Origin of the sequence: Hansschlegelia beijingensis (assembly GCF_014196425.1) — a bacterium.
In the GTDB taxonomy this organism is placed as follows: domain Bacteria; phylum Pseudomonadota; class Alphaproteobacteria; order Rhizobiales; family Methylopilaceae; genus Methylopila; species Methylopila beijingensis.
Genome location: NZ_JACIDR010000002.1, coordinates 1 through 26,278, shown reverse-complemented (window position 1 = coordinate 26,278; position 26,278 = coordinate 1). Strand labels below are relative to the sequence as shown.

General features: G+C 66.3%; 21 protein-coding genes. 16 read left to right on the top strand and 5 right to left on the bottom strand.

Going from position 1 to position 26,278, the window contains the following annotated elements; translation table 11 throughout:
- The first annotated feature begins 198 nt into the window (after window positions 1–198).
- From rpmB to GGR24_RS06425, 10 genes are all read left to right on the top strand, one after another.
- Window positions 199–504, top strand: a complete 306-nt coding sequence (rpmB, locus tag GGR24_RS06470; protein ID WP_183394537.1) for a 50S ribosomal protein L28 — start codon at window positions 199–201, stop codon at window positions 502–504.
- A 41-nt stretch (window positions 505–545) separates the two neighbouring features.
- Window positions 546–1,136, top strand: a complete 591-nt coding sequence (locus GGR24_RS06465) for a queuosine precursor transporter (protein WP_183395185.1) — start codon at window positions 546–548, stop codon at window positions 1,134–1,136.
- A gap of 410 nt (window positions 1,137–1,546) precedes the next feature.
- Window positions 1,547–2,755, top strand: coding sequence for an aminotransferase class V-fold PLP-dependent enzyme (locus tag GGR24_RS06460; protein WP_183394536.1), 1,209 nt, complete (start codon window positions 1,547–1,549; stop codon window positions 2,753–2,755).
- 125 nt (window positions 2,756–2,880) lie between these two features.
- Window positions 2,881–3,822 (top strand): D-2-hydroxyacid dehydrogenase, encoded by a 942-nt coding sequence (locus GGR24_RS06455; RefSeq protein WP_183394535.1) that lies wholly within the window; start codon window positions 2,881–2,883, stop codon window positions 3,820–3,822.
- A gap of 197 nt (window positions 3,823–4,019) precedes the next feature.
- Window positions 4,020–4,886 carry an NADP-dependent methylenetetrahydromethanopterin/methylenetetrahydrofolate dehydrogenase gene (locus tag GGR24_RS06450; RefSeq protein WP_183394534.1) on the top strand — a complete coding sequence of 289 codons (867 nt, stop codon included), beginning with the start codon at window positions 4,020–4,022 and terminating at the stop codon, window positions 4,884–4,886.
- Complete coding sequence (gene fchA / locus GGR24_RS06445) at window positions 4,886–5,512, top strand: methenyltetrahydrofolate cyclohydrolase (RefSeq protein ID WP_183394533.1); 627 nt, start codon at window positions 4,886–4,888, stop codon at window positions 5,510–5,512. The genes GGR24_RS06450 and fchA overlap by 1 nt, the downstream gene beginning before the upstream one ends.
- A gap of 44 nt (window positions 5,513–5,556) precedes the next feature.
- Window positions 5,557–6,735: a malate--CoA ligase subunit beta gene (locus tag GGR24_RS06440; protein WP_183394532.1), complete on the top strand. Its 1,179-nt coding sequence runs from the start codon at window positions 5,557–5,559 to the stop codon at window positions 6,733–6,735.
- A 17-nt stretch (window positions 6,736–6,752) separates the two neighbouring features.
- Window positions 6,753–7,652, top strand: a complete 900-nt coding sequence (gene sucD, locus GGR24_RS06435) for a succinate--CoA ligase subunit alpha (protein ID WP_183394531.1) — start codon at window positions 6,753–6,755, stop codon at window positions 7,650–7,652.
- 94 nt (window positions 7,653–7,746) lie between these two features.
- Window positions 7,747–10,509, top strand: a complete 2,763-nt coding sequence (locus GGR24_RS06430; RefSeq protein ID WP_183394530.1) for a phosphoenolpyruvate carboxylase — start codon at window positions 7,747–7,749, stop codon at window positions 10,507–10,509.
- A 164-nt stretch (window positions 10,510–10,673) separates the two neighbouring features.
- Entirely contained in the window at window positions 10,674–11,651 is a 978-nt protein-coding gene (locus tag GGR24_RS06425; RefSeq protein ID WP_183394529.1) for an HpcH/HpaI aldolase/citrate lyase family protein, read from the top strand.
- Between the two features lie 91 nt (window positions 11,652–11,742).
- On the opposite strand, the gene GGR24_RS06420 is transcribed toward GGR24_RS06425, so the two are convergent.
- A complete protein-coding gene (locus tag GGR24_RS06420) occupies window positions 11,743–13,194 on the bottom strand; it encodes an amino acid permease (protein WP_183394528.1) in 1,452 nt (483 codons plus the stop codon).
- A 326-nt stretch (window positions 13,195–13,520) separates the two neighbouring features.
- On the opposite strand from GGR24_RS06420, the gene GGR24_RS06415 reads away from it, so the two are divergent.
- From GGR24_RS06415 to GGR24_RS06400, 4 genes are all read left to right on the top strand, one after another.
- Entirely contained in the window at window positions 13,521–14,813 is a 1,293-nt protein-coding gene (locus GGR24_RS06415; protein ID WP_183394527.1) for an amidohydrolase family protein, read from the top strand.
- A 170-nt stretch (window positions 14,814–14,983) separates the two neighbouring features.
- Entirely contained in the window at window positions 14,984–16,531 is a 1,548-nt protein-coding gene (locus tag GGR24_RS06410; RefSeq protein WP_183395184.1) for a gamma-glutamyltransferase family protein, read from the top strand.
- 57 nt (window positions 16,532–16,588) lie between these two features.
- Window positions 16,589–17,836, top strand: a complete 1,248-nt coding sequence (locus tag GGR24_RS06405) for a GSCFA domain-containing protein (protein ID WP_183394526.1) — start codon at window positions 16,589–16,591, stop codon at window positions 17,834–17,836.
- A complete protein-coding gene (locus GGR24_RS06400) occupies window positions 17,833–18,582 on the top strand; it encodes a hypothetical protein (RefSeq protein WP_183394525.1) in 750 nt (249 codons plus the stop codon). The genes GGR24_RS06405 and GGR24_RS06400 overlap by 4 nt, the downstream gene beginning before the upstream one ends.
- 48 nt (window positions 18,583–18,630) lie before the next feature.
- Here GGR24_RS06400 and GGR24_RS06395 read toward each other — a convergent pair whose 3' ends face one another.
- Window positions 18,631–19,359, bottom strand: coding sequence for an ABC transporter permease (locus GGR24_RS06395; RefSeq protein ID WP_183394524.1), 729 nt, complete (start codon window positions 19,357–19,359; stop codon window positions 18,631–18,633).
- A 253-nt stretch (window positions 19,360–19,612) separates the two neighbouring features.
- On the opposite strand from GGR24_RS06395, the gene GGR24_RS06390 reads away from it, so the two are divergent.
- Complete coding sequence (locus GGR24_RS06390) at window positions 19,613–20,383, top strand: phospholipase D-like domain-containing protein (protein ID WP_183394523.1); 771 nt, start codon at window positions 19,613–19,615, stop codon at window positions 20,381–20,383.
- A gap of 354 nt (window positions 20,384–20,737) precedes the next feature.
- Here the strand turns inward: GGR24_RS06390 and GGR24_RS17830 are convergent, their stop codons facing one another.
- On the bottom strand, window positions 20,738–22,549 hold the full coding sequence (locus GGR24_RS17830) for a glycosyltransferase (RefSeq protein ID WP_183394522.1): 1,812 nt from the start codon (window positions 22,547–22,549) through the stop codon (window positions 20,738–20,740).
- A 211-nt stretch (window positions 22,550–22,760) separates the two neighbouring features.
- Here GGR24_RS17830 and GGR24_RS06380 point away from each other — a divergent pair, with 211 nt between their 5' ends.
- A complete protein-coding gene (locus GGR24_RS06380; RefSeq protein ID WP_183394521.1) occupies window positions 22,761–23,873 on the top strand; it encodes a LicD family protein in 1,113 nt (370 codons plus the stop codon).
- Here GGR24_RS06380 and GGR24_RS06375 read toward each other — a convergent pair.
- Both GGR24_RS06375 and GGR24_RS06370 read right to left on the bottom strand, forming a co-directional pair.
- The gene (locus GGR24_RS06375) at window positions 23,859–25,454 is read right to left on the bottom strand and encodes a LicD family protein (protein WP_183394520.1); all 1,596 of its coding nucleotides are present in this window, start codon (window positions 25,452–25,454) and stop codon (window positions 23,859–23,861) included. The two genes, GGR24_RS06380 and GGR24_RS06375, sit on opposite strands and share 15 nt — an antisense overlap.
- A 576-nt stretch (window positions 25,455–26,030) precedes the next feature.
- Window positions 26,031–26,278: hypothetical protein (locus tag GGR24_RS06370; RefSeq protein WP_183394519.1), on the bottom strand; the 248-nt coding region annotated here is incomplete at its 5' end.

Below are 26,278 nucleotides of genomic sequence, written 5' to 3'. Positions count from 1 at the left end.
ATTTTTGTGAGGCTTGGCGGCAAATCGGATCGGAGGCCATATCGCTCGCGCGTGATTCGTCGGCTCGAACGTCCTGATCCTTGACGCACCGGACGGCCGCGTCTATAGCAGCGCCTCCTTTTCCAGGCTCGCGGCGCAGCCCGGACCTCGCGTCCGAAGCCTTCGCTCGGGCCTTTGATCGTTGCAGGAGCAGAGCCCATGTCGCGGCGTTGCGAACTCACTGGCAAGGCCGTGCTCTCGGGGCACAAGGTCAGCCACTCGAACCACAAGACCAAGCGCACCTTCCGGCCGAACCTCCTCCAGGTCTCGCTGCTGTCGGAAGCGCTCGGCCGCTCCGTGCGGCTCAAGGTTTCGGCCCATGCGCTGCGGTCGGTCGAGCATCGCGGCGGCCTCGACGCCTTCCTGACCAAGGCTGCGGACATCCAGCTGAGCCAGGGCGCGCGCGAGCTGAAGCGGAAGATCGCCAAGGCCGGCGAGCAGCCGGTCGAGCGGGCGGCTTCCTGACGCTCCTGCGCGGCTGGGTTCTCGGCCCGGCCGTGACGACCATGCGGAACCTGGCGCCTGCGATCGCGGCGATGACTCTGGTCGTCGTCGCTTCGAACATCCTCGTCCAGCATCCGGTGACGGCCTTCGGCCTCGCCGACAAGCTGACTTGGGGCGCCTTCGCGTATCCGGTCGCTTTCCTGGTCACCGATCTCACCAATCGCCGGTTCGGCCCGTCGGGCGCGCGCCGCGTCGTGTATTGCGGCTTCGCGATCGCGGTCGGTCTTTCGATCTGGCTCGCCACGCCGCGGATCGCCGTCGCCTCCGCGGCCGCCTTCCTGATCGGCCAGTTGCTCGACGTCAGCGTTTTCGCGCAGCTGCGCCGCCAGAAATGGTGGCGGGCGCCGCTGTTCGCGAGTCTCGCCGGGTCGGCGGTCGACACTGTTCTGTTCTTCACGCTCGCTTTCGCTGGCGTCGCGAGCATGTCGGGGCCGACCGCGCTGCTCGGGAGCGCGTTCGTCGCGCCGCTCTGGGCCAATCTTGCGGCGTTCGACTTCCTCGTGAAGGCGCTCGCGGCGGGGGCGTTGCTTGCGCCCTACGGCGTGCTCATGAACGCGATCCGGCCGCTCGAAACGGCCCCGGCCGCGCGTTGACCGAAATGCTCGGACATCGTCAGCCGCCTGTGTCGCGGCCATCCGTGAAGGCCGTATCCCCTGCGCTCCCGGCGCTGCGGGTCCGGGCTTCTCCTAAGGTCGGCCTCGATACCGGACAGCGCGCAGGGCATAATCGCCGTTCATCTCACATCCGTCGCTCGATCACGGGAAGGATGCAGTCCAGCGTCCGTCGCCGTCGAAGACTTGCGCCGGGAGCTGATCGGGCCCGCCTATCGCCCGACGCCGAAAGGGGCGCCAAACTTCTTCTGAACGAAGGATAGTAGTTTCCCTAAATCCAGAAGAACTATCCGTCGTCCGACGTAATCCTATGCGAACGTGACTGGCTGTCGCATAGTCAAACCCAACCCCCCGTGTATTTTCCGCCGCCAAGAAGCGCTTTGGAGGAAACAATGGCGAGACGCCCCGGTCGCAATTTTCTGTTCGTCCCTGGTCCGACCAACGTGCCGGAGCGCGTGCTGCGCGCCATGATGGTCTCCCAGGAAGATCATCGCTCGCCGATCTTCCCTGAGCTGACCAAGCCGCTCTTCGAGGGCCTGAAGAAGGTCTTCAAGACCAAGGACGGCCAGGTCTTCATCTTCCCGTCCTCCGGCACCGGCGGCTGGGAAGCCGCGCTCGCCAACACGCTCGCGCCCGGCGACAAGGTGCTGACGGCCCGCTTCGGCCAGTTCAGCCACCTTTGGACCGACATGGCCATGCGGCTCGGTCTGGACGTCCAGGTCCAGGAAGAGGAGTGGGGCACCGGCGCCCATGAGGAGAAGATCGAGGAGGCCCTCGTCGCCGACAAGGCGCACGAGATCAAGGCCGTCATGGTGGTCCACAACGAGACCGCGACGGGCGTGACCTCCAACATCGCCGCGATCCGCAAGGCGATGGACGCCGCCGGCCATCCGGCGCTGCTGTTCGTCGACTCGGTGTCCGGCCTCGGCTCGATCGACTTCCGTTTCGACGAGTGGAAGGTCGATCTCGCGGTTTCGGGCTCGCAGAAGGGCCTGATGCTGCCGGCCGGCCTCGGCTTCGTGTGCGTCAGCCAGAAGGCGCTCGCCGTCCGCAAGAACGCGGGCCTGAACAGGGTCTATTTCGACTTCCAGGACCACATCAACACCAATCCTGGCGGCTACTTCCCCTACACTCCGGCCACCAACCTGCTGCACGGCCTGCGTGAGTCGCTCGCCTGCATCGAGGAGGAGGGGCTCGAGAACATCTTCCATCGCCACCACGTGCTGGCCTCGGCCACGCGCGCGGCGGTCGACGCCTGGGGCCTCAAGCTCTGCGCCAAGAGCCCGCGCTGGCACTCCGACACGGTCAGCGCGATCCTCGCGCCGGAAGGCGTCGACGCCGCGAAGATCATCTCGCACGCCTATAACCGCTACAACCTCGCGCTCGGCGCCGGCCTGTCGAAGGTCGCCGGCAAGGTGTTCCGCATCGGCCACATCGGCGATCTCAACGAGCTCATGCTGCTCGGCGCGATCTCTGGCGCCGAGATGTCGATGCTCGACAACGGCGTGAAGATCGAGGCCGGCTCGGGCGTGGCGGCGGCGCAGCAGTATCTGCGCCAGAACCCGATCGAGAAGCAGGAAGCCACCCCCAAGGCGGCGTAATTCCGTGTCGTGACCGGCGGGACGGGCCGAAAGGCCTGTCCCGACCGGCTCGCGCGCGATATGCCGTGTTGCTCAAGCGGCCAGCGGAAGACGCCCTCCGTTAAAGCCGCGAAATGGGGGTCTCCATGACGCACAAGATCGTCTTTCTCGACCGCGAGAGCCTGGACGCCAACGTCCGCGCTCCGAACTTTCCGCACGAGTACAAAGAGTACGAGTCGACTTGGACGCCCGACGAGATCGTCGAGCGCCTGAAGGACGCCGACATCGCGATCATCAACAAGGTGCCGATGCGCGCCGATACGCTGAAGCAGCTTCCCAATCTGAAGCTGATCGCGGTCGCGGCGACCGGCACGGACGTGGTCGACAAGGCCCAGGCCAAGGCCCAGGGCATCACGGTCTCGAACATCCGCGGCTACGCGTTCAACACCGTTCCTGAGCACGTCATCGCGCTGCTGTTCGCGCTGCGGCGCTCGATCGTGCCTTACGCGCAGTCGGTGAAGCGCGGCGACTGGAACAAGTCGAGCCAGTTCTGCTACTTCGATTATCCGATCTACGACATCGCGGGCTCCACGCTCGGCATCGTCGGCTATGGCGCTCTCGGCAAGTCGATCGCCAAGCGCGCTGAAGCGCTCGGCATGAAGGTCCTGCCCTACGACGTCTTCCCGCAGGAAGGCCTTGTGGATTTCGAGACCGTGCTGACGCAGTCCGACGCGATCACGATCCATGTGCCGCTGACGCCCGATACCAAGAACATGTTCGGGGAAGAGCAGTTCCGGAAGATGAAGAAGCACGCGCTTCTCATCAACACGGCGCGCGGCGGCCTGGTCGACGAGGCGGCGCTGCTCGAGGCGCTGAAGTCGGGCGAGATCGGGGGCGCGGGCTTCGACGTGGTGGCGCAGGAGCCCCCGAAGGACGGCAACATCCTGTGCGAGGCCGATCTGCCGAACCTGATCGTGACGCCGCACGTCGCATGGGCGTCCAAGGAGGCGATGCAGATCCTCGCCGACCAGCTCATCGACAACGTCGAGAACTTCGTCGCGGGCAAGCCGTCGAACGTCGTGGAGTGAGGCCGTCGCCTCGGTCAGCGTAGCTCGAGCCTTCCTGGCTTGACGCCCTCAGGCCTCGTCGGCCTGAGGAACAGGAGGGTGGCCGTCTACGGCCTCCCTCGCTCGACGAGGCCCGAGGGACGCGTCTCGAAGCACATGGCGGCCTCGGATCGAGGCCAGCAAGAAAACGAGCCCAAGCGCGGGCGACAGGGAAAAACATGACCAAGAAGCTGCTTTTCCAATTCGACACGGACCCCGCGCCGAGCGTCTTCGACACCGTCGTCGGCTATGACGGCGGCGCCGATCACATCGCCGGTTATGGCGGCGTGACGCCGGAGAACGTCGGCGCCTATGTCGACGGCACGATCTACACGCGCGGCGGCGCCGAGAAGAAGTCGACGGCGATCTTCGTCGGCGGCGGCGACATGACCGCCGGCGAGGCGGTGTTCGACGCGGTCAAGAAGCGCTTCTTCGGTCCGTTCCGCGTCTCCGTGATGCTTGATTCGAACGGCTCGAACACGACGGCCGCGGCCGGCGTGGCGCTCGTCGTGAAGTCGGCCGGCGGCGACATCAAGGGCAAGCGCGCGGTGGTTCTCGCCGGCACCGGCCCGGTCGGCATGCGCTCCGCCGTCATGCTCGGCAAGGAAGGCGCGACCGTCGCCATCACGGGCCGCGACCAGGCCAAGACCCAGAAGGCCGCCGACGCCATCGAGCAGCGCTTCGGCGTGAAGGTCGAGGCGATCGAGGCCAAGGACGAGACGTCGCGTCGCAAGGCGATCGAGGGCGCCAACCTGGTGTTCTCCGCCGGCGCGATCGGTTTCGAGCTGCTCTCCGAGGAAGCCTGGAAGTCCGAGTCCTCGATCGAGATCATGGCGGACTACAACGCCCAGCCCCCGATGGGCCTCGGCGGCATCGACGCCATGGACAAGGCCAAGGAGCGCCACGGCAAGATCATCTACGGCGCGCTCGGCCTCGGCGGGCTCAAGCTGAAGCTGCACCGCACCCTGATCGGCAAGCTGTTCGAGTCGACCGAGCAGTCGTTCGACGCCGACGAGATCTACGCCCTCGCCAAGGAAATGGCGTGATGGCGAAGGAGCAGGCGCTCGGCGTCTTCCTCGACGAGCTGGCGAGCGAGCAGCCGACGCCTGGCGGCGGCGGCGCCGCCGGCCTCTCGGGGGCGATGGGCGCGGCGCTTGTGTCGATGGTCTGCAACCTGACCATCGGCAAGCCGAAATACGCGGAGGTCGAGGACGAGCTGAAGCGCGTCCTCGCCCAGGCGGAGGATCTGCGCGCCAAGCTCACGGACGCGATCGCCGACGACGTCGTGGCCTTTGACGCCGTGATGGCTGCCTACGGGCTGCCGCGCGGCACGGAGGAGGAGAAGGCGGCGCGCAGCGAGAAGATCCAGGCCGCGCTCAAGTCGGCGACGGACGTTCCGCTCGAATGCGTGCGTCTGTGCGACGAGGTGATCCGGCTCGCCGAGATCGCGGCCGAGAAGGGCAACGTCAACGTCGTCAGCGACGCGGGCGTAGCCGTTCAGGCGGCCTATGCGGGGCTCACCAGCGCCGCCCTCAACGTCCGCGTCAACGCGCGGTCCATCAAGGACCGCGAGTTCGCAGAGGGTCGGCTGAACGAACTCGAGGCGCTGCTCCGCGATGCGCGCGCCATGACGGAGAAGACGTACGAGGTCGTCAAGAACAAGCTCGGCTGACCCGCAACGAGCCCGCCGCCAAAACGACGGCTGAGGAGGCTGCCATGGACGTTCACGAGTACCAGGCCAAGGAGTTGCTCGCGAGCTTCGGCGTTGCGGTCCCCAAGGGGGCCGTGGCGTTCAGCCCAGACCAGGCCGTCTACGCCGCCACCGAACTCGGCGGCTCACACTGGGCCGTGAAGGCTCAGATCCACGCCGGCGCGCGCGGCAAGGCCGGCGGGGTGAAGCTCTGCCGGACCTATAACGAGGTGCGGGACGCCGCCCGGTCCATGCTCGGCAAGCGGCTGGTCACGGCCCAGACCGGGCCCGAGGGCAAGCCTGTCCAGCGCGTCTATGTCGAGGTCGCGGACCCGTTCGAGCGCGAGCTCTATCTCGGCTATGTGCTCGACCGGAAGGCCGAGCGCGTGCGCGTCATCGCCTCGGCGAATGGCGGGATGGAGGTCGAGGAGATCGCGCAGAAGGACCCGGACTCGCTGATCCAGGTGGTGGTCGAACCCGCCGTCGGCCTGCAGCAGTTCGAGGCGCGCGAGATCGCGTTCCGGCTCGGCCTCAACATCAGGCAGGTCTCGGCGGCCGTGAAGGTGATCATGAACGCCTACAGGGCGTTCCGCGACACCGACGGCATCATGCTGGAGATCAACCCGCTGGTGGTGACGCCCGACGATCGGGTGCTGGCGCTCGACGCCAAGATGTCGTTCGACGACAACGCGCTTTTCCGGCGGCCCGGCGTCGCGGACATGCACGACGCCTCGCAGAGCGATCCTCGCGAGGCGCAGGCGGCCGAGCACAACCTGAACTACATCGGCCTCGAAGGCGAGATCGGCTGCATCGTCAACGGCGCCGGCCTCGCGATGGCGACGATGGACATGATCAAGCACGCAGGCGGCGAGCCTGCGAACTTCCTCGACGTCGGCGGCGGCGCCAGCCCTGACCGGGTCGCGACCGCCTTCCGGCTCGTCCTGTCGGACAAGAACGTCAAGGCGATCCTGGTCAACATCTTCGCCGGCATCAACCGCTGCGACTGGGTCGCGCAGGGCGTCATCCAGGCCGCCAAGGAGGTGAAGATCGAGGTGCCGCTGATCGTCAGGCTGGCGGGCACCAATGTCGAGGCCGGCAAGAAGATCCTCGAAGACTCCGGGCTCGACCTGATCGCCGCCGACACGCTCGCGGAGGCGGCGAAGAAGGCCGTCGACGCCTGCCACGGCGCGCAGAGCGCGGCCTGAGCGAGAGGGAGGACACGATGAGCATCCTGATCGACGAGAAGACGCCCATCATCGTCCAGGGCATCACAGGCGACAAAGGCACCTTCCACGCCAAGGAGATGCTCGAATACGGCTCCAACGTCGTCGGCGGCGTGACGCCCGGCAAGGGCGGCAGGACGCATCTCGGGCTGCCGGTGTTCAACACCGTCAAGGACGCCGTGCGCGAGACCGGCGCGACCACCTCGATCACCTTTGTGGCGCCGCCTTTCGCGGCCGACGCGATCATGGAGGCGGCCGACGCCGGGCTCAAGCTGGTCTGCTCGATCACCGACGGCATCCCGGCGCAGGACATGATGCGGGTGAAGCGCTACCTGTACCGCTATCCGAAGGAAAAGCGGACGATGGTGGTGGGTCCCAACTGCGCGGGCATCATCTCTCCGGGCAAGGCGATGCTCGGGATCATGCCCGGGCACATCTACCTGCAGGGCAAGGTCGGCGTGATCTCGCGCTCCGGCACGCTGGGCTACGAGGCCGCCAGCCAGATGAAGGCGCTCGGGATCGGGATCTCGACCTCGGTCGGCATCGGCGGCGACCCGATCAACGGCTCCTCCTTCCTCGATCACCTGGCGCTGTTCGAGCAGGACCCCGACACCGAGGCGGTGCTGATGATCGGCGAGATCGGCGGCCCGCAGGAGGCCGAAGCCTCCGCATGGATCAAACAGAACTTCTCCAAGCCTGTGATCGGCTTCGTCGCCGGCCTCACCGCGCCGAAGGGCCGCCGCATGGGCCACGCCGGCGCGATCATCTCAGCGGCCGGCGACAGCGCCGCCGAGAAGGCCGAGATCATGAAGTCCTATGGACTGACGGTCGCCCCGGATCCGGGGTCGTTCGGCACGACGGTTGCAGAGGTTCTGGCGAAGAACCGGAAGGCCGCCTGATTACCGGCTCTTCTTCCGGGCGACGGCCCGCCGTCTGCAGTCATCCGCCTCGGGCAGTTGGCGGACGCAGGCGCATGACGAAATGGACATCGTGATGGCACCCATCTCCCAGCTTGCGACGCTCGCGCCCGACGCGCCCTTTGCGCCGCCGGTGATCACCGGCACCTCGCCGGACGCGGCGACCGAAATCCTGTTCCACGCCCTGCTCGAGATCTGCCGCCGCCATGAGCCGGACCTGGAGCCGGTGCTGAAGGGCGAGGCCGACATCTCGCAGCTGACCCCCGAGCGCATGGGGCGGGCGCTGCAGCTGCAAGGCATCTGGTTCCGGCTGCTGTCGATCGTCGAAGAGAACACCGCCATGCGCCGGCGCCGCCATGTCGAGCGCACCCATGGCCGCGCCGAGATCAAGGGCACCTTCTCGCACGTGCTGGCGCACGCGGCGGCGTCCGGCGTGAAGCCGGCCGAGATCCACGAGATGCTCAAGAATCTCCGGATCCGGCCGACGCTCACCGCGCATCCGACGGAGACCAAGCGCGTCACCGTGCTGGAGAAGCTGCGCAAGGTCTATCTGCTGCTGCGCGAGCTCGAGCTGCCGCGCTGGACGGAGCGCGAGCGCAACGCGCTGATGGCGGATCTGAGCGACCAGATCGAGCTGATCTGGCTCACCGGCGAACTGCAGCTGGAGAAGGCGACCGTCGTCCGCGAGGTCTCCTGGGTGCTGCACTTCTTCGATGAAGCGCTGTTCGACACCCTGCCGGAGCTGCTCGATTCCCTTGAGACCTCGCTCGCCGAGTACTACCCGGACGAGCAGTTCGAGATGCCGCCTTTCTTCCAGTTCGGCTCATGGGTCGGCGGCGACCGTGACGGCAATCCGTTCGTGACCTCGGCGGAGACCCGCACCACGCTGAAGCGCAACGCCCGCGCCAGCATGCGCCGCTACCGCGCGAGGCTGAACGACCTCGCCAAGTGGCTCTCGATCACCGAGCGCACGCTGCTGACGCCGATCTCCTTCCGCAAGGAGCTGAAGGAGCGCCTCGACGCGAGCGGCGACGCCGAGGCGATCGCTGCGCGCAATCCCGGCGAGCACTTCCGTCAGTTCCTGACCTGCGTGCTGCGCAAGCTCGACGCCACGATCGAACGCAACAAGGAAGAGCCGACCGCCACGCCCGCGCCGTCCTACAAGGACGCGGATGAGCTGATCAACGACCTCAAGGCGCTGGAGCAGGGGCTGATCGACGCCGATTGCCGCTCGCTCGCGGTCCATCAGGTGCGGCCCGTCCGGCGCATGGTCGAGATCTTCCGGTTCTCGACGGTGCACCTCGACCTGCGCGAGAACTCGACCCGCACCACGAAGACGCTTCAGGAGATCTGGGCGTCGGTCGAAGGCGCGCGGCCCGAGGACGCGCCGGACGTCGATTCAAGCGAGTGGCGGGCCTGGCTGACCGCCGAGCTCTCCAAGCCCCGCGCGACGCCGCGCGAGCTCGAGCTCTCCGAGGAGGCGCGCGAGACGCTCGCCACCTTCGCGCTCGTGGCCGAGATGCGGGCCGAACTCGATCGCGAGGCGGTCGGCGCCTTCATCCTGTCGATGACGCGATCGGTCAACGACGTGCTCGGCGCCTACCTGCTCGCCAAGGAAGCCAGGATCTACCTCGACAGCCCCGGCGTCGAGATCTGCCAGCTGCCGATCGTGCCGCTGTTCGAGACGATCGAGGATCTTCGGGCGGCGCCGGCGATCATGAAGGAACTGCTCTCCATCCCGCTCGTCCGCCGCTCGGTGCGCTGGCAGGGCGGCTTCCACGAGGTGATGATCGGCTATTCGGACTCCAACAAGGACGGCGGCTACTTCGCCTCGAACTGGGAGCTCTACAAGGCGCAGGCCAAGCTCACCGAGATCGGCGAGCAGGCCGGCATCCCGATCGCCTTCTTTCATGGCCGGGGCGGCTCCGTCAGCCGCGGCGGCGCCCCGACGGCGCGCGCCATCGCGGCGCAGCCGCCAGGCTCGGTCCGCCGTCAGTACCGGGTCACCGACCAGGGCGAGGTCGTCTCGTTCAAATACTCGAACCGCGGCACCGCGGCGTTCCAGATGGAGCTCACCGCCGCCTCCGTGATGGACCACGTCCTGAACTCCGCCAAGGACGTCGATGCGGCCCGGCACGAGTTCGACGACGCCATGGAGGCGCTCTCGGGCGCGTCGCGCGCGGTCTACACGCAGCTGATCAACCACCCCGGGCTGGTCGAGTATTTCCAGAATGCGAGCCCGCTCGACGAGCTCGCGCTGCTCAACATCGGCTCGCGTCCCGCCCGCCGGTTCGGCGCGCGCACGCTGTCCGACCTGCGCGCGATTCCGTGGGTGTTCGCCTGGGCGCAGAACCGGCACATCATCACCGGCTGGTACGGCATCGGATCGGCGCTCAAGAGCTTCATCGAGGTCCGCGGCGAGACCGGCGAGGCGCTGCTTCACCGGATGTTCGAGCGCTCGAAGCCGTTCCGGCTGATCCTGGACGAGGTCGAGAAGACCCTGCGGATGGTCGATCTGTCGATCGCCCGGGAGTACTCGAAGCTGGTGCCGGACGAGACCATCCGCAACGAGATCTTCCGGATGATCGAGGCCGAATATGCGCTCACCTGCGAGATGGTGCTGCGCGTCAGCGGCGGCGGCGAGATCGCGTTTCGCTATCCGGCGTTCCGTGAGCGGCTCAACGAGCGGTTGCCGGTCATCAATCAGGTCAGCCGCGAGCAGGTCGAACTGCTGCGCCGGTTCCGAGTCGAAACCGACGAGTTCAAGCGGGACGAGACCAAGTCCGCGCTGCTGCTGTCGATCACCTGCATCGCGGTCGGGTTCGGCGCGACCGGGTGACCCGCGCCGGCGGCCGCTCCTGCGACGCAGCCGCGCAGTAGACGAAATGCCCGGCGCTTCACGCCCGGGCTAGTTCTGTTGACGAATAGGCAAATCAACCGGACCGCCGCAGAAAGTCCGGACGCAGGCGAGACGGAACGGCCAAAGATTTTGAGGAGGACCAAATGAGCTTCACCCTGATCCAGCAGGCGACCCCGCGGCTGCACCGCTCCGAACTCGCCGTGCCGGGCTCCAACCCGACCTTCATGGAGAAGTCGGCGCAGTCCAAGGCTGACGTGATCTTCCTCGACCTCGAGGACGCGGTGGCTCCCGACGACAAGGAGCAGGCGCGCAAGAACATCATCCAGGCCCTGAACGATCTCGACTGGGGCAAGAAGACGATGATGATCCGCATCAACGGCCTCGACACCCACTACATGTACCGCGACGTCGTCGACATCGTGGAGGCCTGCCCGCGCCTCGACATGATCCTGATCCCGAAGGTCGGCGTGCCGGCGGACGTCTACGCGATCGACGTGCTGGTCACGCAGATCGAGCAGGCCAAGAAGCGCGAGAAGAAGATCGGCTTCGAGGTGCTGATCGAGACCGCGCTCGGCATGGCGAATGTCGAGGCGATCGCGACCTCGTCGAAGCGCCTTGAGGCGATGTCCTTCGGCGTCGCCGACTACGCTGCCTCCTGCCGCACCCGTTCCACCGTCATCGGCGGCGTGAACCCGGACTATTCGGTGCTGACCGACAAGGACGAGGCCGGCAAGCGCGAGACGCACTGGCAGGACCCGTGGCTGTTCGCCCAGCAGCGCATGCTGGTGGCCTGCCGCGCCTATGGCCTCAGGCCCATCGACGGTCCGTTCGGCGACTTCTCCGACCCGGACGGCTACCTCTCCGCCGCCCGCCGCTGCGCGGCGGCTGGCTATGAGGGCAAGTGGGCGATCCATCCGAGCCAGATCGAGCTCGCGAACGAGGTGTTCACGCCCTCCGAGGCCGAGGTCACCAAGGCCCGCCGCATCCTCGAGGCGATGGAAGAGGCCGCCAAGGCCGGCCGCGGCGCGGTCGCGCTCGACGGCCGCCTGATCGACATCGCCTCCATCCGCATGGCCGAGGCGCTGATCAACAAGGCCGACGCGATGAAGCAGGCCGCCTGAGGCCTGAGGGACCGCCCCGGCGGTCCCGCGCACTGATCGCAGGGAAGGCGACGGCCGGAAGGTCGTCGCCTTTTTTGCGTTCCGGCTCCGCTCACGCCGCTTCGCGCTGCACCGTGGAGTGCCGGTGGCCATAGCCGAAGTAGATCGCGACGCCGATCGCCATCCAGATCAGCAGCCTGAGCCAGGTGTCGAGCGGCAGACCGGCCATCAGCGTCAGGCAGAGCAGAATGCCGATGATCGGCACGAGAGGCGCGCCCGGCGTCCGGAAGGGACGGTGAACCGTCGCCTCGGTCCGCCTCAGATAAAGCACCGCGGCGCAGACCAGTATGAACGCGAACAGCGTTCCGATGCTGACCATTTCGCCCAGGATGCTGACGGGCAGAAAACCCGCGGCCAGAGCCACCACCGAGCCCACCACGATCTGGCTGATAAAGGGCGTTCCGAACCGAGGATGGATGCGGGAGAACAGCGGCGGCAGGAGGCCGTCCGTCGACATCGTGTAGAAGATGCGCGTCTGCCCGTAGAGCAGCACGAGCATGACCGTGGTGAGGCCGGCGATCGCGCCGATCTTGATGAGGGTCGAAAACCAGCCGAGACCGATCATGTCGACGGCCTTCGCGATGGGGTCCGGCACGTTCAGCTCGGGGAACGGCACAATCCCGGTCAGCACGGCCGAAACCCCCACATAGAGCAGCGCGCACACGACGAGCGAGCCGAGGATCCCGATGGGCATGTCCCGCTGCGGTCTGATGGCTTCCTGTGCGGCGGTCGAGACGGCGTCGAAGCCGATATAGGCGAAGAACACCACCGCCGCGCCGCGGAGAACGCCGCTCCAGCCGAACTCGCCGAACTCACCCTGGTTCTCGGGCACGAAGGGCCGCCAGTGCGAGGTGTCGACATAGAAGGCGCCGATCGCCACGAAGCTGATCACCACCGCGAGCTTCACCACGACCATGATGTTGTTGACCCGGGCGGACTCCCGGGTGCCTCGCGCGAGCATGAAGGTCAGCGCCAGCACGATGAGCGCTGCAGGCAGGTTGAAGACGCCGACCGCCTCGCCGCCGTCGGCGAGCTTCACGACGGCGCCGGTCGCATTGGTCAGCTGCGGCGGCAGATGGATGCCGATGTCGCGCAGCAGGCTCACGACGTAGCCCGACCAGCCGACGGAGACTGTGGCCGCGCCCATCGCGTATTCCAGGATCAGGTCCCAGCCGATCAGCCAGGCGCAGAACTCGCCGAGAGTGGCGTAGGTGTAGGTGTAGCTCGACCCCGACACGGGCATCAGCGCTGCGAGTTCCGCGTAGCAGAGCCCGACGAACGCGCACGCGATCGCTGCGAGCACGAACGACAGAACGACGCTGGGGCCCGCATAGTTGGCGGCCGCGGTGCCGGTCAGCACGAAGATGCCCGCGCCGATGATGGCGCCGACGCCCATGGCGACGATGCTGAAAGCGCTGAGCGACCTTCTGAGACCGTGCGGGCCGCCTTCGTCGGTCCCGGCCAGGCTTTTCAGGCTCTTGCGCAGCATCAGCGTCGTCGCCATCGGCGGTTCTCCAGAGGGCCGCCGCGCGGGCGGAAAAGGGTGTCGTCCGGACGGGGCGGCTTCCTGCAGGCAGACAGCGCGCCTTTGCATCCGGGCACGCAAGCCGTGCCGGCCGCAACCCCGGGCGGCCGGCAAACCGGGCAATAAGAGAGGCTGGCGTCAAGTGAACGGCGCCGCGTCGCGCTCGCCGGCGCGCCGCTTCGAGGCCGGAGAGCGACGGAATGGCCGAACGCCCGGGTTCGCTCCATGACGGCTGGACAATCGCCGCTGCGAATCTGGAAAAAGTCGTAGAAACGCTCCGACGACGGCCACAGAGGGAGACGCGGATGGACATCGTGCTGCGCGGCGTCCGGATCGACGACGAGCGGCCGCTGGTCGACATCGGCGTGGAGAGCGGCCGGATCGTCGAGATCGCCGAAACCATCGAGGGGCGTGGCGACGAAGAGATCGAGGCGGGCGGCCGCGTGGCGTTGCCGGGGTTCGTCGAGCCGCACCTGCATCTCGAGAAGGCGTTTCTGCACCGTCGGCTCCCGGCGCGCACAGGCACGCTCGAGGAGGCGATCCGCGTCACCGGCGTCCTCAAGGCGCAGCAGGAGCGGGAAGACGTGCTGGAACGCTCCCGCCGGGTGCTGGACATGGCGGTGCGCAACGGCACGACCCTGATCCGGGCCCACCCGGACGTCGACCCGATCCAGGGACTGATCGGCGTCGAGACCGCAGTCGAGCTGCGCAAGGAGTATCAAGACCTTCTTGACCTGCAGATCGTCGCCTTTCCCCAGGAGGGCATCCTCAAGGCCGCGGGCGTCGACGATCTGATGGAGCAGGCTCTCGACATGGGCGCGGACGTCGTCGGCGGCTGCCCCTACAACGAGCTCAGCTGGGACGACACCAAGGCCCATATCGACAAGGTCTTCGACCTCGCCGCGCGCCGCGGCCTGCCGATCGACATGCATGTCGATTTCGCCGACGACGCCGATGACCGGCGGTTCGCGTCGGCGCGCTACATCGCCGAGAAGACGATCGAGACCGGGTATCAAGGTCGGGTGGCGCTTGGCCACGTCACGAGCCTCGGCGCGCTGTCGCCCGACGAGGCGAAGCCCGTCATCGACCTACTGCGCCGCGCCGACATCCACATCGTCACCTTGCCGGCGACCGACGTCTATCTCGGCGGGCGCAAGGACGAGGCCAGGCCGCGCCGCGGCCTGACGCCGGTCCGCGCGCTGCACGAGGCCGGCGTCAACGTCGCTTACTCGTCGAACAACATCCGCAACGCCTTCACGCCTTTCGGCAGGGCGGACCCGCTCCAGATCGGCAACCTGCTCGCGCACCTCGTGCAGTTCGGGACGCCCGATCAGCAGGCCGAGATACTGAAGATGGGGACCGTGAACGCCGCCCGCGTCGTCGGGGTCTCGGACGATTACGGGCTTGCGGTGGGCAAGCAGGCCGACATCGTGATCCTCGACACCCTCACGGTGGCCGACGCGCTGCTCGATCTGCCGGCGCGCTCATGGGTGCTGAAGCGCGGGCGCGTGACGGTCGTCACCACGGTCGAGAGCCGCGTCTGCCGCGGCTGCGGCGAGAACCATTCCCTGAAGGCGCCGCAAGCGGCGCCCCGCTGAACGAGGATTCGAACATGAGGAAGGGCCGCGGCCAGGAAGGCGCCGGCGCCGAACTGCGCGATCATGATGGCGAGGTTCGGGGCGGATCGGTCGGGGCAGGGCCCCTCGGTCGGAACGGCGCCCCCGCGGCCGGCGTCGTCCGGCCGCAGCTCGCGACCTCCCGCGCCGGGATGGTGACGAGCCCGCACACGCTGGCGAGCCAGGTCGGAGCCAGGGTGCTGCGGGAGGGCGGCGACGCGATCGAGGCTGCGGTCGCCATCGGGGCTGCGCTCGCGGTCACCTACCCGCACTTCTGCGGAATCGGCGGCGACGCGATCTGGATGATCGCCGACCGCGGCGGCCGCCGTGCGACCATCATGGGTATCGGCCAGGCGCCGATGCGGCTTCCCGCCCATGACGGACCGATCCCGCTGCGCGGACCCGCCTCGACCTCCTCGTCCGCCTGCGCGGTCGACGCCTGGCGGGTGGCGCTCGAGTTCTCCAAAGCCAACTGGGGCGGGCGCAGGAGCCTGGCGGAGCTCATGGAGCCTGCGATCGGCTTCGCCGAGGAGGGCTTTCCGCTGTCGCCCTCGCAGGCGTTCTGGACCGGCTTCCGCAAGTCCGACCTCCCGGATTGGCCGGGCTTCCGGAAGACGTTCCTTCCTGGCGGTGAGCCGCCGCGCGCGGGCCAGACATTCGTGCAGAAAGAGCTGGCGGAGAGCCTCAGGCTGATCGCCCGCAACGGGCCTCGTGACTTCTACGAGGGCGAACTCGCGGAGCGCCTCGCCAGGGGGCTGGCTGAGGCCGGCTCGCCGCTCACCGCGCAGGACCTGAAGGCCACGCGCGCGTCGCTCGAGGAGCCGGTCGCGCTGGACTACCGGGGCCTCACCCTGCTCGCGCCTCCGCCGCCCACGCAGGGGATCGCGACGCTCGCCATCATGGGGGTGCTCAGCCGCTTCGATCTCGCCGCGGTCGAAGAGGGAAGCGTTGAATATTACCACCTCTGCGTCGAGGCGGTGAAGCAGGCCTTCCTTGATCGCGGCCGCATCGCCGATCCGCGCGCGGTCCGTCTTCCGGACGACCTCTGGCTCGGCGCCGGCCTGCTCGACCGGAAAGCCGCCGCCATCGACCTGAACCGCGCGACGCCGTGGCCGGCGGTGTTCCGGACCGGAGACACCGTGTTCTTCGGCGCGACCGACGCCGAGGGCCGAAGCGTCAGCGTGCTCCAGAGCACCTATTTCGACTGGGGAAGCGGGGTGGTCGTGGGCGACACGGGCGTCCTCTGGCAAAATCGAGGCGCGGCCTTCAGCGCCGACCCGCGCGACCCCAACGTCATCGCGCCCGCCAAGCGGCCATTCTACACGCTCAATCCCGGCATGGCGCTCAAGGACGGCATGCCCCGCCTGATCTACGGGACGCAGGGCGCAGACGGTCAGCCGCAGACCCTCGCCGTCCTCCTGACCCGGCTGATCGACTACGGCCTCGATCCGGCCGAAGCGCTCGCGCGTCCGCGCTTCCTGCTGGGCCGCACGTTCTCGGACAGCCGCGACACATTGAAGCTGGAGGCAAGCGTGGGCCCCGCCGCCTTCGCGGCGCTCGGCCGCATGGGGCACGAGACGAGCGTCATCGACGCGAACAGCCCGCTCGCGGGGCAGGCGGGCGCGATCCTTATCGGCGACGACGGCCTGATCCAGGGCGCGCACGACCCCCGCAGCGACGGGGAGGCGGTTGGGATCTGAGGGTCGCGGCGTTCGACGCCGGCATCTCGCGGGCGCCTCCTCGGATCTGCCTCGACCGTGCGCAGCGAGCGGCCCGCTGGCCTTCTGCGCCTGTTCTGGTCGGCACGTCCTGGGGATGCTTTTGACGAGGCGGCCGCCGCGCTGTGGACGGCGTCGGGCGCCGGCCGGCCGAGGCTAAGCCCTTCACAGGCGGCGATGATCTGTGCGAGCCTGACCAAGGCTACCCACTGGGGCAGGACGATGCTCGACAGGCGGACGACGGCGGCGAAGCACCCGTATCACGGGATGCCGCCGCGGGCTTTCTGGAAGAACATGGCTCGGCTCAGTCCGCTCGCCATAGACGGTCTCTACAAGAAGAAGTTCCGCATCGGCGCCGACACGAAGGTCGCGTCCGCAGGCAGTTGCTTCGCTCAGCACGTGGGACGCGTGCTGAAGGCGTCCGGCTTCAATTATCTCGATTACGAGCCTGCGCCCCGGCTTCTCGATGAGGCGGACAGGCAGCGGTTCGGATACGGGATGTTCTCCGCCCGTTACGGCAACATCTACACGGCGCGCCAGCTCAGGCAGTTGCTCGAGCGGGCGCTGGGGCAATGCAAGCCTGTCGACGACCATTGGGCGGTCAACGGCCGCTACTACGATCCATATCGGCCGACAATCGAACCGGGCGGATTCGCCAGCCTCGCTGAGCTCCAGACGATCCGGCAGCATCACCTGGAGCAGGTTCGCCGCCTGTTTCAGGATGTCGACGTGTTTGTCTTCACGTTGGGGCTGACGGAGACCTGGGTTAACGCCCAGGATGGCATGGCCTACCAGGTATGTCCGGGGACATCAGCCGGGATATTTGATCCCGATCAGCACGTCTTCATGAACGCGAGCTACAAGAGCGTCGTGGCCGACATGAAAGCCTTCATGCGGATGGCTCGGTCGCTCAACCCAAAGATCAAGATCCTTCTGACGGTCTCACCAGTTCCGCTCGCCGCGACCGCGACTGACCAGCATGTTCTGGTCGCGACTTCCTATTCGAAGTCTGTGTTGCGCGCGGCCGCGGGATATCTGGCGGAGCGCTACGATTCCGTCGACTATTTCCCTTCATATGAGATCATCTCGACGCACCCGTTCCACGGCTTCTTCTTCGAGAGAGATTTGCGCGAAGTCAATCCGAAGGGAGTTGAGTTCGTCATGGGGCATTTCTTCGAGCAGCATAAAATACCCTCGAAGAAAGCTTCTTCTGGCGGAAAGCGCGCCAAGAAGAAGACGGACGAAGACGTGTGGTGTGACGAAAAGGTTCTGGAGAAGTATGCGTGAGGGTGCTGATTGCAGGTGACTCGCATACGCGAGCCTACCGAACTGCGCTGGAGCGGTCGCCGCGCCCGAACATGATTGCGACAATGCTGGGGAGCGGATCCGGCACCAAGCGCCCCTTCTTCGTTCGCGAGGGGGTGGAGGTCCGCTTCGCGGCTGACCCCTACAGGAGCGCCTGGTCGCAGGCGTCCGGGCGGGATGACATCCTCCCTCGAGAGGGGGAGACGCTGGCGCTTGTCATGGGCTTTCACTCCGCTCCGAACTTCCGGCACCGGGACTGGACGGCTTTCGCCCCGGCGGAGCTCGCCGCGGGGAACGGCGCGATCCCGATCAGCGCCGCCGTCCAGGATGCGGTCGCCCTCAAGGGCGGCGGCCACACCCGGAGGTTCGTTGAAACCCTCGTCGATGCCTGGCGGGACCGCGAGGGGAGCCGCGACGCCCCGATCTTCGTGCTCTCGGCGCCGCCGCCCTACAGGGGGCATTCGATCATCCGAAGGGCGAAGGCGAAGCCCGAGGTGGTGATCGCCGCCCATCGTCGTTTCGTCGAGAGCGCCAGGGAATTCTTCCGCGGACTCGGGGTCGAAGTGATCGATTACCCTGCGGCGAGCACGGACGACGAAGGCTTTCTCCTTCCGGAGTTCCGCGAAGGGATCTCTCCTCAAGACCCTCATCACGCGAATTCGAGGTTCGCGGATATCATGATGGATCAGCTCGAGCTGCGGCTTCGAGGCTCCTCGACCACCTCCTGAGAGGAATGGCGCTCGGCCGGGACGCCTCCGGCCCCCGGCCTGACGTCCTCAACGCCGGCGGCCGGCGGCGTGGCGACGCGTGGCCCGTTCTCCGGCCAGGCCGAGCAGCATGAACATGACGGTCACGGTGAAGAGATAGGGCAGATCAAGGTTGGCGCAGACGTATCCCCTGTAGAAGCCTTCCCGGAACCATTCAATACAATGGACAAGCGGGTTCCATAAAAGCACCTCGCGCAGTCGCGGCGTGACGCGGTCGATGATGGTGGAGAAGCCCGACGTGATGAAAATCACCAACATGATGATGTTCTGAAAATGGGAGATGCCGGGCGCCACCGTCAGCAGCAGCGCCAGGACGAGCCCGAAGGAAAGGGAGAACAGCGCCGCCGTGAAAAAAGCGGCGATACATATCAGCGGCCTGTAAGGCGCTACGTCGAAGCCGAACAGCCCCAACATGAAAAGGATGAGGATCATCGCGACAGCAGATGTCGCCGTGCTCAGGATCCACGCAGCGTATGTCGCGTCGATCCGGTGCACGAACGACGTCTTGGTTTTCTTTTTGAGGGCCCGGGCGACAGCCTGGGCGGTCGTGCGCCATCCGCGCGCTATGACGACCCCGGTGGCGAAAAAGACCTCGTAGCTGGTTCCGAGCGGCGGTTGGTGGTCGTCCCTGCCTCGGATGGCGAACTTCAGGATGAAGATCCAGATGATGGGCTCCAGGATCGCCCAGATGTAGCCGGCCCTCGAGCCGGCATACTGGGTCCGGATCCGCTGCATCATGAGCGCGAAGATGATCCGTGCCTGGAGCCTCGCCGAAGATGCTATGCTCATGCGATTACCTTACAGGACGCCCCTGATCACACTGCTGGTGCGTGCTTGGCCATCATCGCTCAACAAGGGGCGACGTCCGCACTTTAGCGGGTGAGCCATGACCGCGCGATAGGCGACGATTCGCTGACGCTCGAGGCGCTGCCGCCGCCGCGCGGTTTCCGACGGATGGCCGGGGACTGGATCGCCCGAGGCCAGCGGCCGGATGCGCGCCGGCAACCTCATCGCCAAGGTGTTGGCCTCCTCATATGACGCGAGAGAGGCATGGCGGCCTGCCGCGTTCGGTGAACGCCGCGACCAGCACCATCGTCATGGCGCATTTGTGTGGCGACATCGGATAGCGACCGGTTCATCCCGGCGTAACCCGGGAGGATCGATGAGAAAGACACTTCTGCTGGCGCTAGTCCTCGGCCTCGGCCTGCCGGCGTCTCAGGCAGCGAGCGAGCAGCCTGCCGCGCGCATGGACGTTGATAACGCCAGGGTGAACGCGTGCTTCACCCCGGGCGATCGATGCGACGACATGCTCGGCTCGGCGATCGACGGCGCCAAGCGAGAGATTCTCGTTCAGGCGATGTTCTTCACGAACAGAAAGCTGATGCGTGGGCTCGCGCGAGCGAAGGCGCGCGGCGTCGACGTGCGGATGATCATGTCGATCGGCTCCGAGAAGCGCCGGAGCAAGAGCCTGGCCTACTTCCTGGAGCACGGCATCCCGGTCCTCATCGACGCGACCGTGAAGACCCAGCACAACAAGATCATGATCATAGATCAGAGCGAGGTTTTCACCGGGAGCTACAATTTCACCTCAGCGGCGCAGAACAAGAACGCTGAGAACATGATCAGGATAACCTCTTCGCCCGAGGTCGTCGCCAGCTTCACAAAGAACTGGGAGCGCCGGGCGGCGGCGTCGCGCCCGGCCAATATGAGCGCCGGGGCGAGCGGAAAGAACGACGCCGAGGAAGACGACGACACGGAATGAGAGCGCGCGCCGCAGATTCTCGGCGCGGTTTGGGCCGGCGACGTGGCTCGGGCGGTCACGGCTCGAGGGAGCCGACTGAGGGATAGCCGCGGCGTATCCGGCCGGTCGGTTAGCTGCTGAACGGGTATGGCCCGTCCAGCAGCCCCACCTGGAGACAAGCAACCGCCGGCTTCGCGCGCCGATGAGCCGGATCGACCAGCCGAGGAGCGGGCCGTTAGACCCGGCGCCACGGCGCCTCCGGGAATAAGACCCGGGCGCGCTCTCGGATGGTTCAGCGTCGCGTGACGTAGGGCGGGCGAGGAAGGGGCATCGGCCGCAGGCGCGGCGATTGCGCCCGACGCTCGCCGAGACAGACTAGCTGGGAAGGCCGACCTTAGCCTCGCACAGTTCCGTCACCTTGTTCGCCCACAGAGCAGATATCCGCTTGCGGTCGAACTTCCTGACCGAAGCGTCGGCCGCCTTGATCACTTCGAGGATCGCCTCGTCCTTGTTCTCGATCATGGTCATGACCTTGGCCATCGCGGCGGCGAGGTCGTCCCGCTTGTTGTCGCGAGCGAGGAAGCCGGTCTTGTTATTCTTGATCATATACTTGGCGCCATACTGCTTGTCGTAGCTGACGACGGGGCAGCCGGCGACCATCGCTTCGATAAGCACGAGGGGGTGAGCCTCTGCGGCGCTTCCCGTGACGAAGACGGCTCCTTCGGCCAAGACTGACGTGACCGCCCGATCGAAGCCGCGCAGCGTCACGCGGTCGCCGATCTCCAGCTTCTCGATCTGCTCCTCCAGCTCCGGACGCCTGTCGCCCTCGCCGAAAATGTCGAGCGTCCATTCGGGGAACTGATCGGCGATCAACCGGAAGGCGTCGATCACGTGGCCCATCCGCTTCGTGCCGACCAGGCGTCCGATCGAGATCAGCTTGCGGGTGGCGAAGAACTCGCTCCCCCGGCGCGTCGACTCGCCGAGCTCGGCCATATTCGGAATCGCGAACACCGGCCGCTCGGTAAGGGGCTGCAGAAGCTCGCCGATCAGAGGATTCACGGTATGGGCCGCGTCGAAGTTGTTCAGCGCCCATACGAAGTGCTCGTTGGGCTCGCCCTTCTTGACCATCTCCGGGCGGCGCGGATTGTGATCGCCGATCACCAGCACGGTCTTCGGACCGGCGGTTTCCTTGATCACCTTATAAATTTCGGAATCGTAATTCGGCACATAAATGAAATCGAGCTCGTTTTCCTTCATATAGGCTCGAAGCTTATCGTCGGTAGATCTATTGATGTGCTTGTTTACGCTCTGAAAGGCGCTCTCGCCCGCGTTCCGCTCTGCTGGGAGCCGCCGGTAGGATCCATCGATGAAGTCGAATCCGATGTTGTCGGGAAACCGGAATTTCGGCTGCTTGTTCGGAAACCACAGCGTGGTGACCCGCACGTCGTTGCCGGCGCTCGCCAGCGCCTCCGCGAGCTGGAACACGGCCTTCGTCTTCCCGCCCCCGCGGCGGATGTCGGTCACGAACATCATGATCCGCTTGCCGTTGGGTGCGGCCTTGAGGGATCCTGTCCTGCGGTCCAGGCGCAGCTCGAGGTGGCCGTCGGCCGTCCGGTGGAAGATGATCGTCCGGCGACCGATGTCCGTCCGGAACGGCGCGACGCCCTGCTCGCAAACCACCGGAACCGCGCGCTCGTCGGTCCCGCCCGAAGAGCTCTCGCTCTGCGGGTCCGGCCAGACCAGCGTGAGGCTCGCGGTGAAGCTTATGAGCCACTCTTTTCTCACGGTCGAGCCGACCGGTCGGACCGGAACATGGTAGACATAGACGCCAGCCGACGGCGAGGACGCAGGGGCGATGTCCTCGATCTTTCGGGGCATTTCCTGCTCGGGCCCTCGACGCCATGAGAAGGCGAGATTGGGGGCGCCTGAGGTGTGTTGTGGAGCGCGAATCTCCAATAGAATCGTTTCGTCCGCGAGTGTACAGCTCAAAAGAGTCGCATCTTCGCGTGAGGCCGACGGCATGTTTCGATTAGCAAGGAGAATCATGAAGCAGCCGCCTTTGCGCTTCCTAACAATGCCCATACTTCCACGTGGAGCGTACTTGCCACTTCGCGCTTGCGAAACTAGCTTTTGCGCCGCCAAAGTGGCAGTTTCGTAATCAGATGCTGGAAGAGACCAGCATCGCACCTTTATATCGTTATGAGGCGCCTTGATGCCAGATATTTCTGTGTTCGAAGCCCGCGCCGAGGCCATTCTGGGGCTGCGAAAGAACTTTTTTCCGGACCTCTTTTTCCAATCCGACACGACCGAAGAGCCGCTGCGCGTCAGGCTCCCAGACCAGCCGATCAGCTGCGTTCGGTTCGAACTTTCTGAGCCCGGCGCTCTCCACCTCGGGTCCATGAGCCTGGAGGACGCCGACGGCAAGATCAGCGATCTCTCCAATGCCGCACTGCACACCAGCAGCGTCTATCCGGGCTCCGAGAAGGCGCTGGATGCGCGCCTGTTTTTCGAGAAGCAGTGGGCCCGCGTAGGGTTTCACACCAAGAAGGATCGCGCCCCCTGGGCCGAGGCGCGGCTTCCGGTCGCTGGCGCTTACCGCCGGCTGATCGTCAACAACCGCAGCGGGAAGTGGGCGTCTCGCGCGTGGGCGCTTCGCATAAAGGTCCAGACCGCCGAGTCGGAATGGCTGGAGGTGTACGATCATCAGGCGCGCCGCCGGATGTTCGAGGCCGTCCTCACCGGCTCGATCGCCGGATACCCGCCGGAGGATCATCCGGCGATCGGAGCCTTCGACCGGATCGTCCTCGAGGCGCTGGCGGGCGAGTTCCGCGGCATGAAGAAGAACCTGCGCGCGGAGCCGGGAGTGTCGCGGCAGGACAAGGCCGACATGCGGAAGGTCGTGAACGACCGCATCCTGCTCTCCCGCGAGGTCGAGTGGACGACACATGGCGTCACCCGGTCGTTCCGCTTCTGGTCGGACGCCGAGAAGATCGAGTATCTCAAGGAAGCGAACCAGCTCGTGGAAGACCTCCGGGCGGTGACGCCGGACGTCTGCCTCGGCTTCGGCTCCGTGCTCTCGATCGTGCGCGACCGTAATCTAATCCCGCACGACGATGATCTCGACATCATCATCGCCTTCCCCCGCAGCGTCGTGGCGAAGTTTCCCGATGGTCTCAAGATCGTAACGGAACATCTGAGCGCGCGCGGCTATGCGGTGAAGGGAGGATATGTCAGCCATCGACATGTCTCCCTCCGTGGCTCCAAGGCGGTCGATGTCTTCGTCGGCGTTTACGAGGACGAGGACCGGGTTACCTGGTTCCCCGGTCCTCGCGCGACGCTGAAGCGCGACGACATCTTCCCGCCGATCGACGCGCCGCTGTTCGGCGTGCCGTGCGCCATTCCGCGCAATCCGTTCCTCTACCTCGAGAAGATCTATGGCGCCGAATGGGGCGTTCCCAAGCCCCGATGGCACCACAAATGGGATCGGGAGACGGTCTCAGATCTTCTCTGACGAAGCCCGGGCGACCGTGCGCTGGATGTGCTCTCCCGGTTCGGGGAGAGCATCGGGGACGATCTCGAATCCGAGCGATTTCAGATCGTCCTCCAGCGCCGTTCGGTTGATCAGTTGACGGAAGCGGTGCCACTGCGCTTTCGGCGGCTGCGGAGCCGTGTCGGAGAGGTACTCGAGGACAAGAATGTCGCCGGCGCGGGCGGCGCGCCGAACCTCGCGAAGGATCTTCGCGCCAGCCGCCGCCTCAACGGCGTTGAGCAGGAGCCGGGAGACGAAAAGCTTCTCTTCGGGCCCGAACTGCTCCCGAGACACGAGGTCCTGAATCCCGCCGGCCGCCGTGGCGTCCGCCTGGACGGCCTTGACCGGTTGCCCCTCGCGCAACCGCTGGTTCGCCAGGTCCACCGCAGCCGCAGAGCGGTCGAACCCGACGACCAGCTTCGCGCCGTTCGCGGCGTACCATGCGAGATCCGCGCCGGCGCCGCATCCGACGTCGACGATCTGCGGGCGCTTCGTGGAGCTGGCTGTGAGGTGCTGGGCAAGCTGGCTCGGCTCGGCGAGCGGAGCGGCCGCGTAGTGGTTATACCAGAACAGATCGCTGCGTTCGAGCTCGGAGAAATTGGCTTCCTTGGCCGCGCCCTTGCGGTCCTTCGGCCAGGAAAATCCGGGATCCGGCGTCCGCCAGTTCGGGCCATAGGTGTGGGCCAGCAACTTGTCGGGATTTGCCGGCACGAACACCCGGTGCCCGGCGAGGGATGCTTCGGACCAGCCGGTGAAATCTTCCTTCATGTAAGGCGGCTCGCCGGCGTAGCCGAAGGGGAACTGCAGCTCTCCCGTCTCGCCGAAATAGAAATGGAAGATATCGATCCTGAGTTTCTCGCCTCTCCTGCGCACGTGAATGCAGGTGCGCCTCAGCGTGATGTTGAACCCTGCGTCCACCAGTCGGCGGGCGATGCCGATGAGCTCCTGGCGTACGTCTTCCGGATCGCTCTTCTCGGATATGTATCCGCAATCGAAGTCATCGTCATGGCCGATGAAGCCCTGCTCGCGCACGGCGCCCAGCATGCTTCCGTAAGACGGAAACAACGTATAGCCCCACTCCGAACGGAATATCTCGTTCAGCTGGCGGTAGAGGCTCACGACCCTGGACTGCCAGTCCGTGTCCTTCCGTTTGGAAAGCTGCAGCTTGCCGCGCTTGTCGAAGATGTAGCCTTTGTCGATCATCTCGGCGAGCTGGGCGGCCGACTGGTCGCCCGTGCGGGCGCGGCGCCAGAGGTATTTGTCACCCTCGCCTGCGATGGGCAGCCTCACGCCGTCCGTCTCTACGGTGAGGACGTCGCCGCGGTCGAGGAACTTCCAGATGTCCTTTGTCGGGAACCGGAAGTGCCGAACAGTGCCGGAGCCCCCACGATCGACATCGCGGCTGGCGACGCTCGCCGCCACGGGCTTGTCATTGACCTTGAGGACGACCCGCCGGAATTCCGCGTCGCCCGCCTCGATCCATCCCTGAATGGAGCGCCGGGTAAACGATTCGACCTGGCCCGTCGGCTGGGCGGTGACCAACGAGCTGTTGTTACCAGACATGCAGAATCCTCTTTATCTGCCGGGGGCCGGAGCATTTGCGCTCAAGCCGCCATACCGCAGGGCATTCCAGGGGAGGGGTCATCAGACTCGTCGAGCTATCCCGCGCGGTCGTGCGGCGTCCAGCCAGGGGCCGGCCGCCAAGCGCTCCGAGCCCGCCGCAAGCGGCGCCGTCCGACCTGTGATCGACTGGCGTGGACCCTCTGCGCTTGCAGCCAAGGGCCTTCTGGCGAACGCGCGTCGCGGAAGCGCGCTCCATTGTCGGCCTTGTAATCAAGCGGGTCGTCAAGCGCAGCAATCCCATCGCTTGGCTCGCCTCCCGCCGATCGGCGCCGGGCGCAACGCCATTAAGGCCTTCACGCGGCGTTGATCTCCGACAGTTTCGGCTTTTTCAAGATGCCCCGAAGGTCCCGGGCAGGACCGGAGTCATCCGAGACCATCGTCGTTTCCTGATCCCGCGGCGGCTTCACGGAACACGTTATGCGATCGGGAGATTGAGGTCGACAGCCCCTCATCGGCCGTGTCCGGGGCCGCCTGGTCCCTGATCGAGAAGGTGCGGGCGAGCGGCCGCGCAAGCCGTCATTCCAGCCACAGCCTGATGTCGCCGGTGGCGGGGTCGGCGAAGTGACGGATCACATGGCTTCCGAGATCGCCTTCCGTCATCAGGACCGCCGGCTTCTGGAAGTAGTATCGGTTGTAGGGGCGGATGCTGGAGCGCGCGGCCCCGATCCGGACCTCGAGGTCGTAGAGCCCCTTTTCGGGGAAGGCGGTCATGACCGGGACCGACAGCTCGCCGTGGAACGGCAGCGCGTCGGTGTATTGGCGGT

Excerpts from the sequence above, each read along its gene's own strand:
- rpmB (WP_183394537.1), top strand. The coding sequence starts at position 199 with ATGTCGCGGCGTTGCGAACTCACTGGCAAGGCCGTGCTCTCGGGGCAC.
- GGR24_RS06465 (WP_183395185.1), top strand. The coding sequence starts at position 546 with ATGCGGAACCTGGCGCCTGCGATCGCGGCGATGACTCTGGTCGTCGTC.
- GGR24_RS06460 (WP_183394536.1), top strand. The coding sequence starts at position 1,547 with ATGGCGAGACGCCCCGGTCGCAATTTTCTGTTCGTCCCTGGTCCGACC.
- GGR24_RS06455 (WP_183394535.1), top strand. The coding sequence starts at position 2,881 with ATGACGCACAAGATCGTCTTTCTCGACCGCGAGAGCCTGGACGCCAAC.
- GGR24_RS06450 (WP_183394534.1), top strand. The coding sequence starts at position 4,020 with ATGACCAAGAAGCTGCTTTTCCAATTCGACACGGACCCCGCGCCGAGC.
- fchA (WP_183394533.1), top strand. The coding sequence starts at position 4,886 with ATGGCGAAGGAGCAGGCGCTCGGCGTCTTCCTCGACGAGCTGGCGAGC.
- GGR24_RS06440 (WP_183394532.1), top strand. The coding sequence starts at position 5,557 with ATGGACGTTCACGAGTACCAGGCCAAGGAGTTGCTCGCGAGCTTCGGC.
- sucD (WP_183394531.1), top strand. The coding sequence starts at position 6,753 with ATGAGCATCCTGATCGACGAGAAGACGCCCATCATCGTCCAGGGCATC.
- GGR24_RS06430 (WP_183394530.1), top strand. The coding sequence starts at position 7,747 with ATGGCACCCATCTCCCAGCTTGCGACGCTCGCGCCCGACGCGCCCTTT.
- GGR24_RS06425 (WP_183394529.1), top strand. The coding sequence starts at position 10,674 with ATGAGCTTCACCCTGATCCAGCAGGCGACCCCGCGGCTGCACCGCTCC.
- GGR24_RS06420 (WP_183394528.1), bottom strand. The coding sequence starts at position 13,194 with ATGGCGACGACGCTGATGCTGCGCAAGAGCCTGAAAAGCCTGGCCGGG.
- GGR24_RS06415 (WP_183394527.1), top strand. The coding sequence starts at position 13,521 with ATGGACATCGTGCTGCGCGGCGTCCGGATCGACGACGAGCGGCCGCTG.
- GGR24_RS06410 (WP_183395184.1), top strand. The coding sequence starts at position 14,984 with ATGGTGACGAGCCCGCACACGCTGGCGAGCCAGGTCGGAGCCAGGGTG.
- GGR24_RS06395 (WP_183394524.1), bottom strand. The coding sequence starts at position 19,359 with ATGATGCAGCGGATCCGGACCCAGTATGCCGGCTCGAGGGCCGGCTAC.
- GGR24_RS06390 (WP_183394523.1), top strand. The coding sequence starts at position 19,613 with ATGCGCGCCGGCAACCTCATCGCCAAGGTGTTGGCCTCCTCATATGAC.
- GGR24_RS06380 (WP_183394521.1), top strand. The coding sequence starts at position 22,761 with ATGAGCCTGGAGGACGCCGACGGCAAGATCAGCGATCTCTCCAATGCC.
- GGR24_RS06375 (WP_183394520.1), bottom strand. The coding sequence starts at position 25,454 with ATGTCTGGTAACAACAGCTCGTTGGTCACCGCCCAGCCGACGGGCCAG.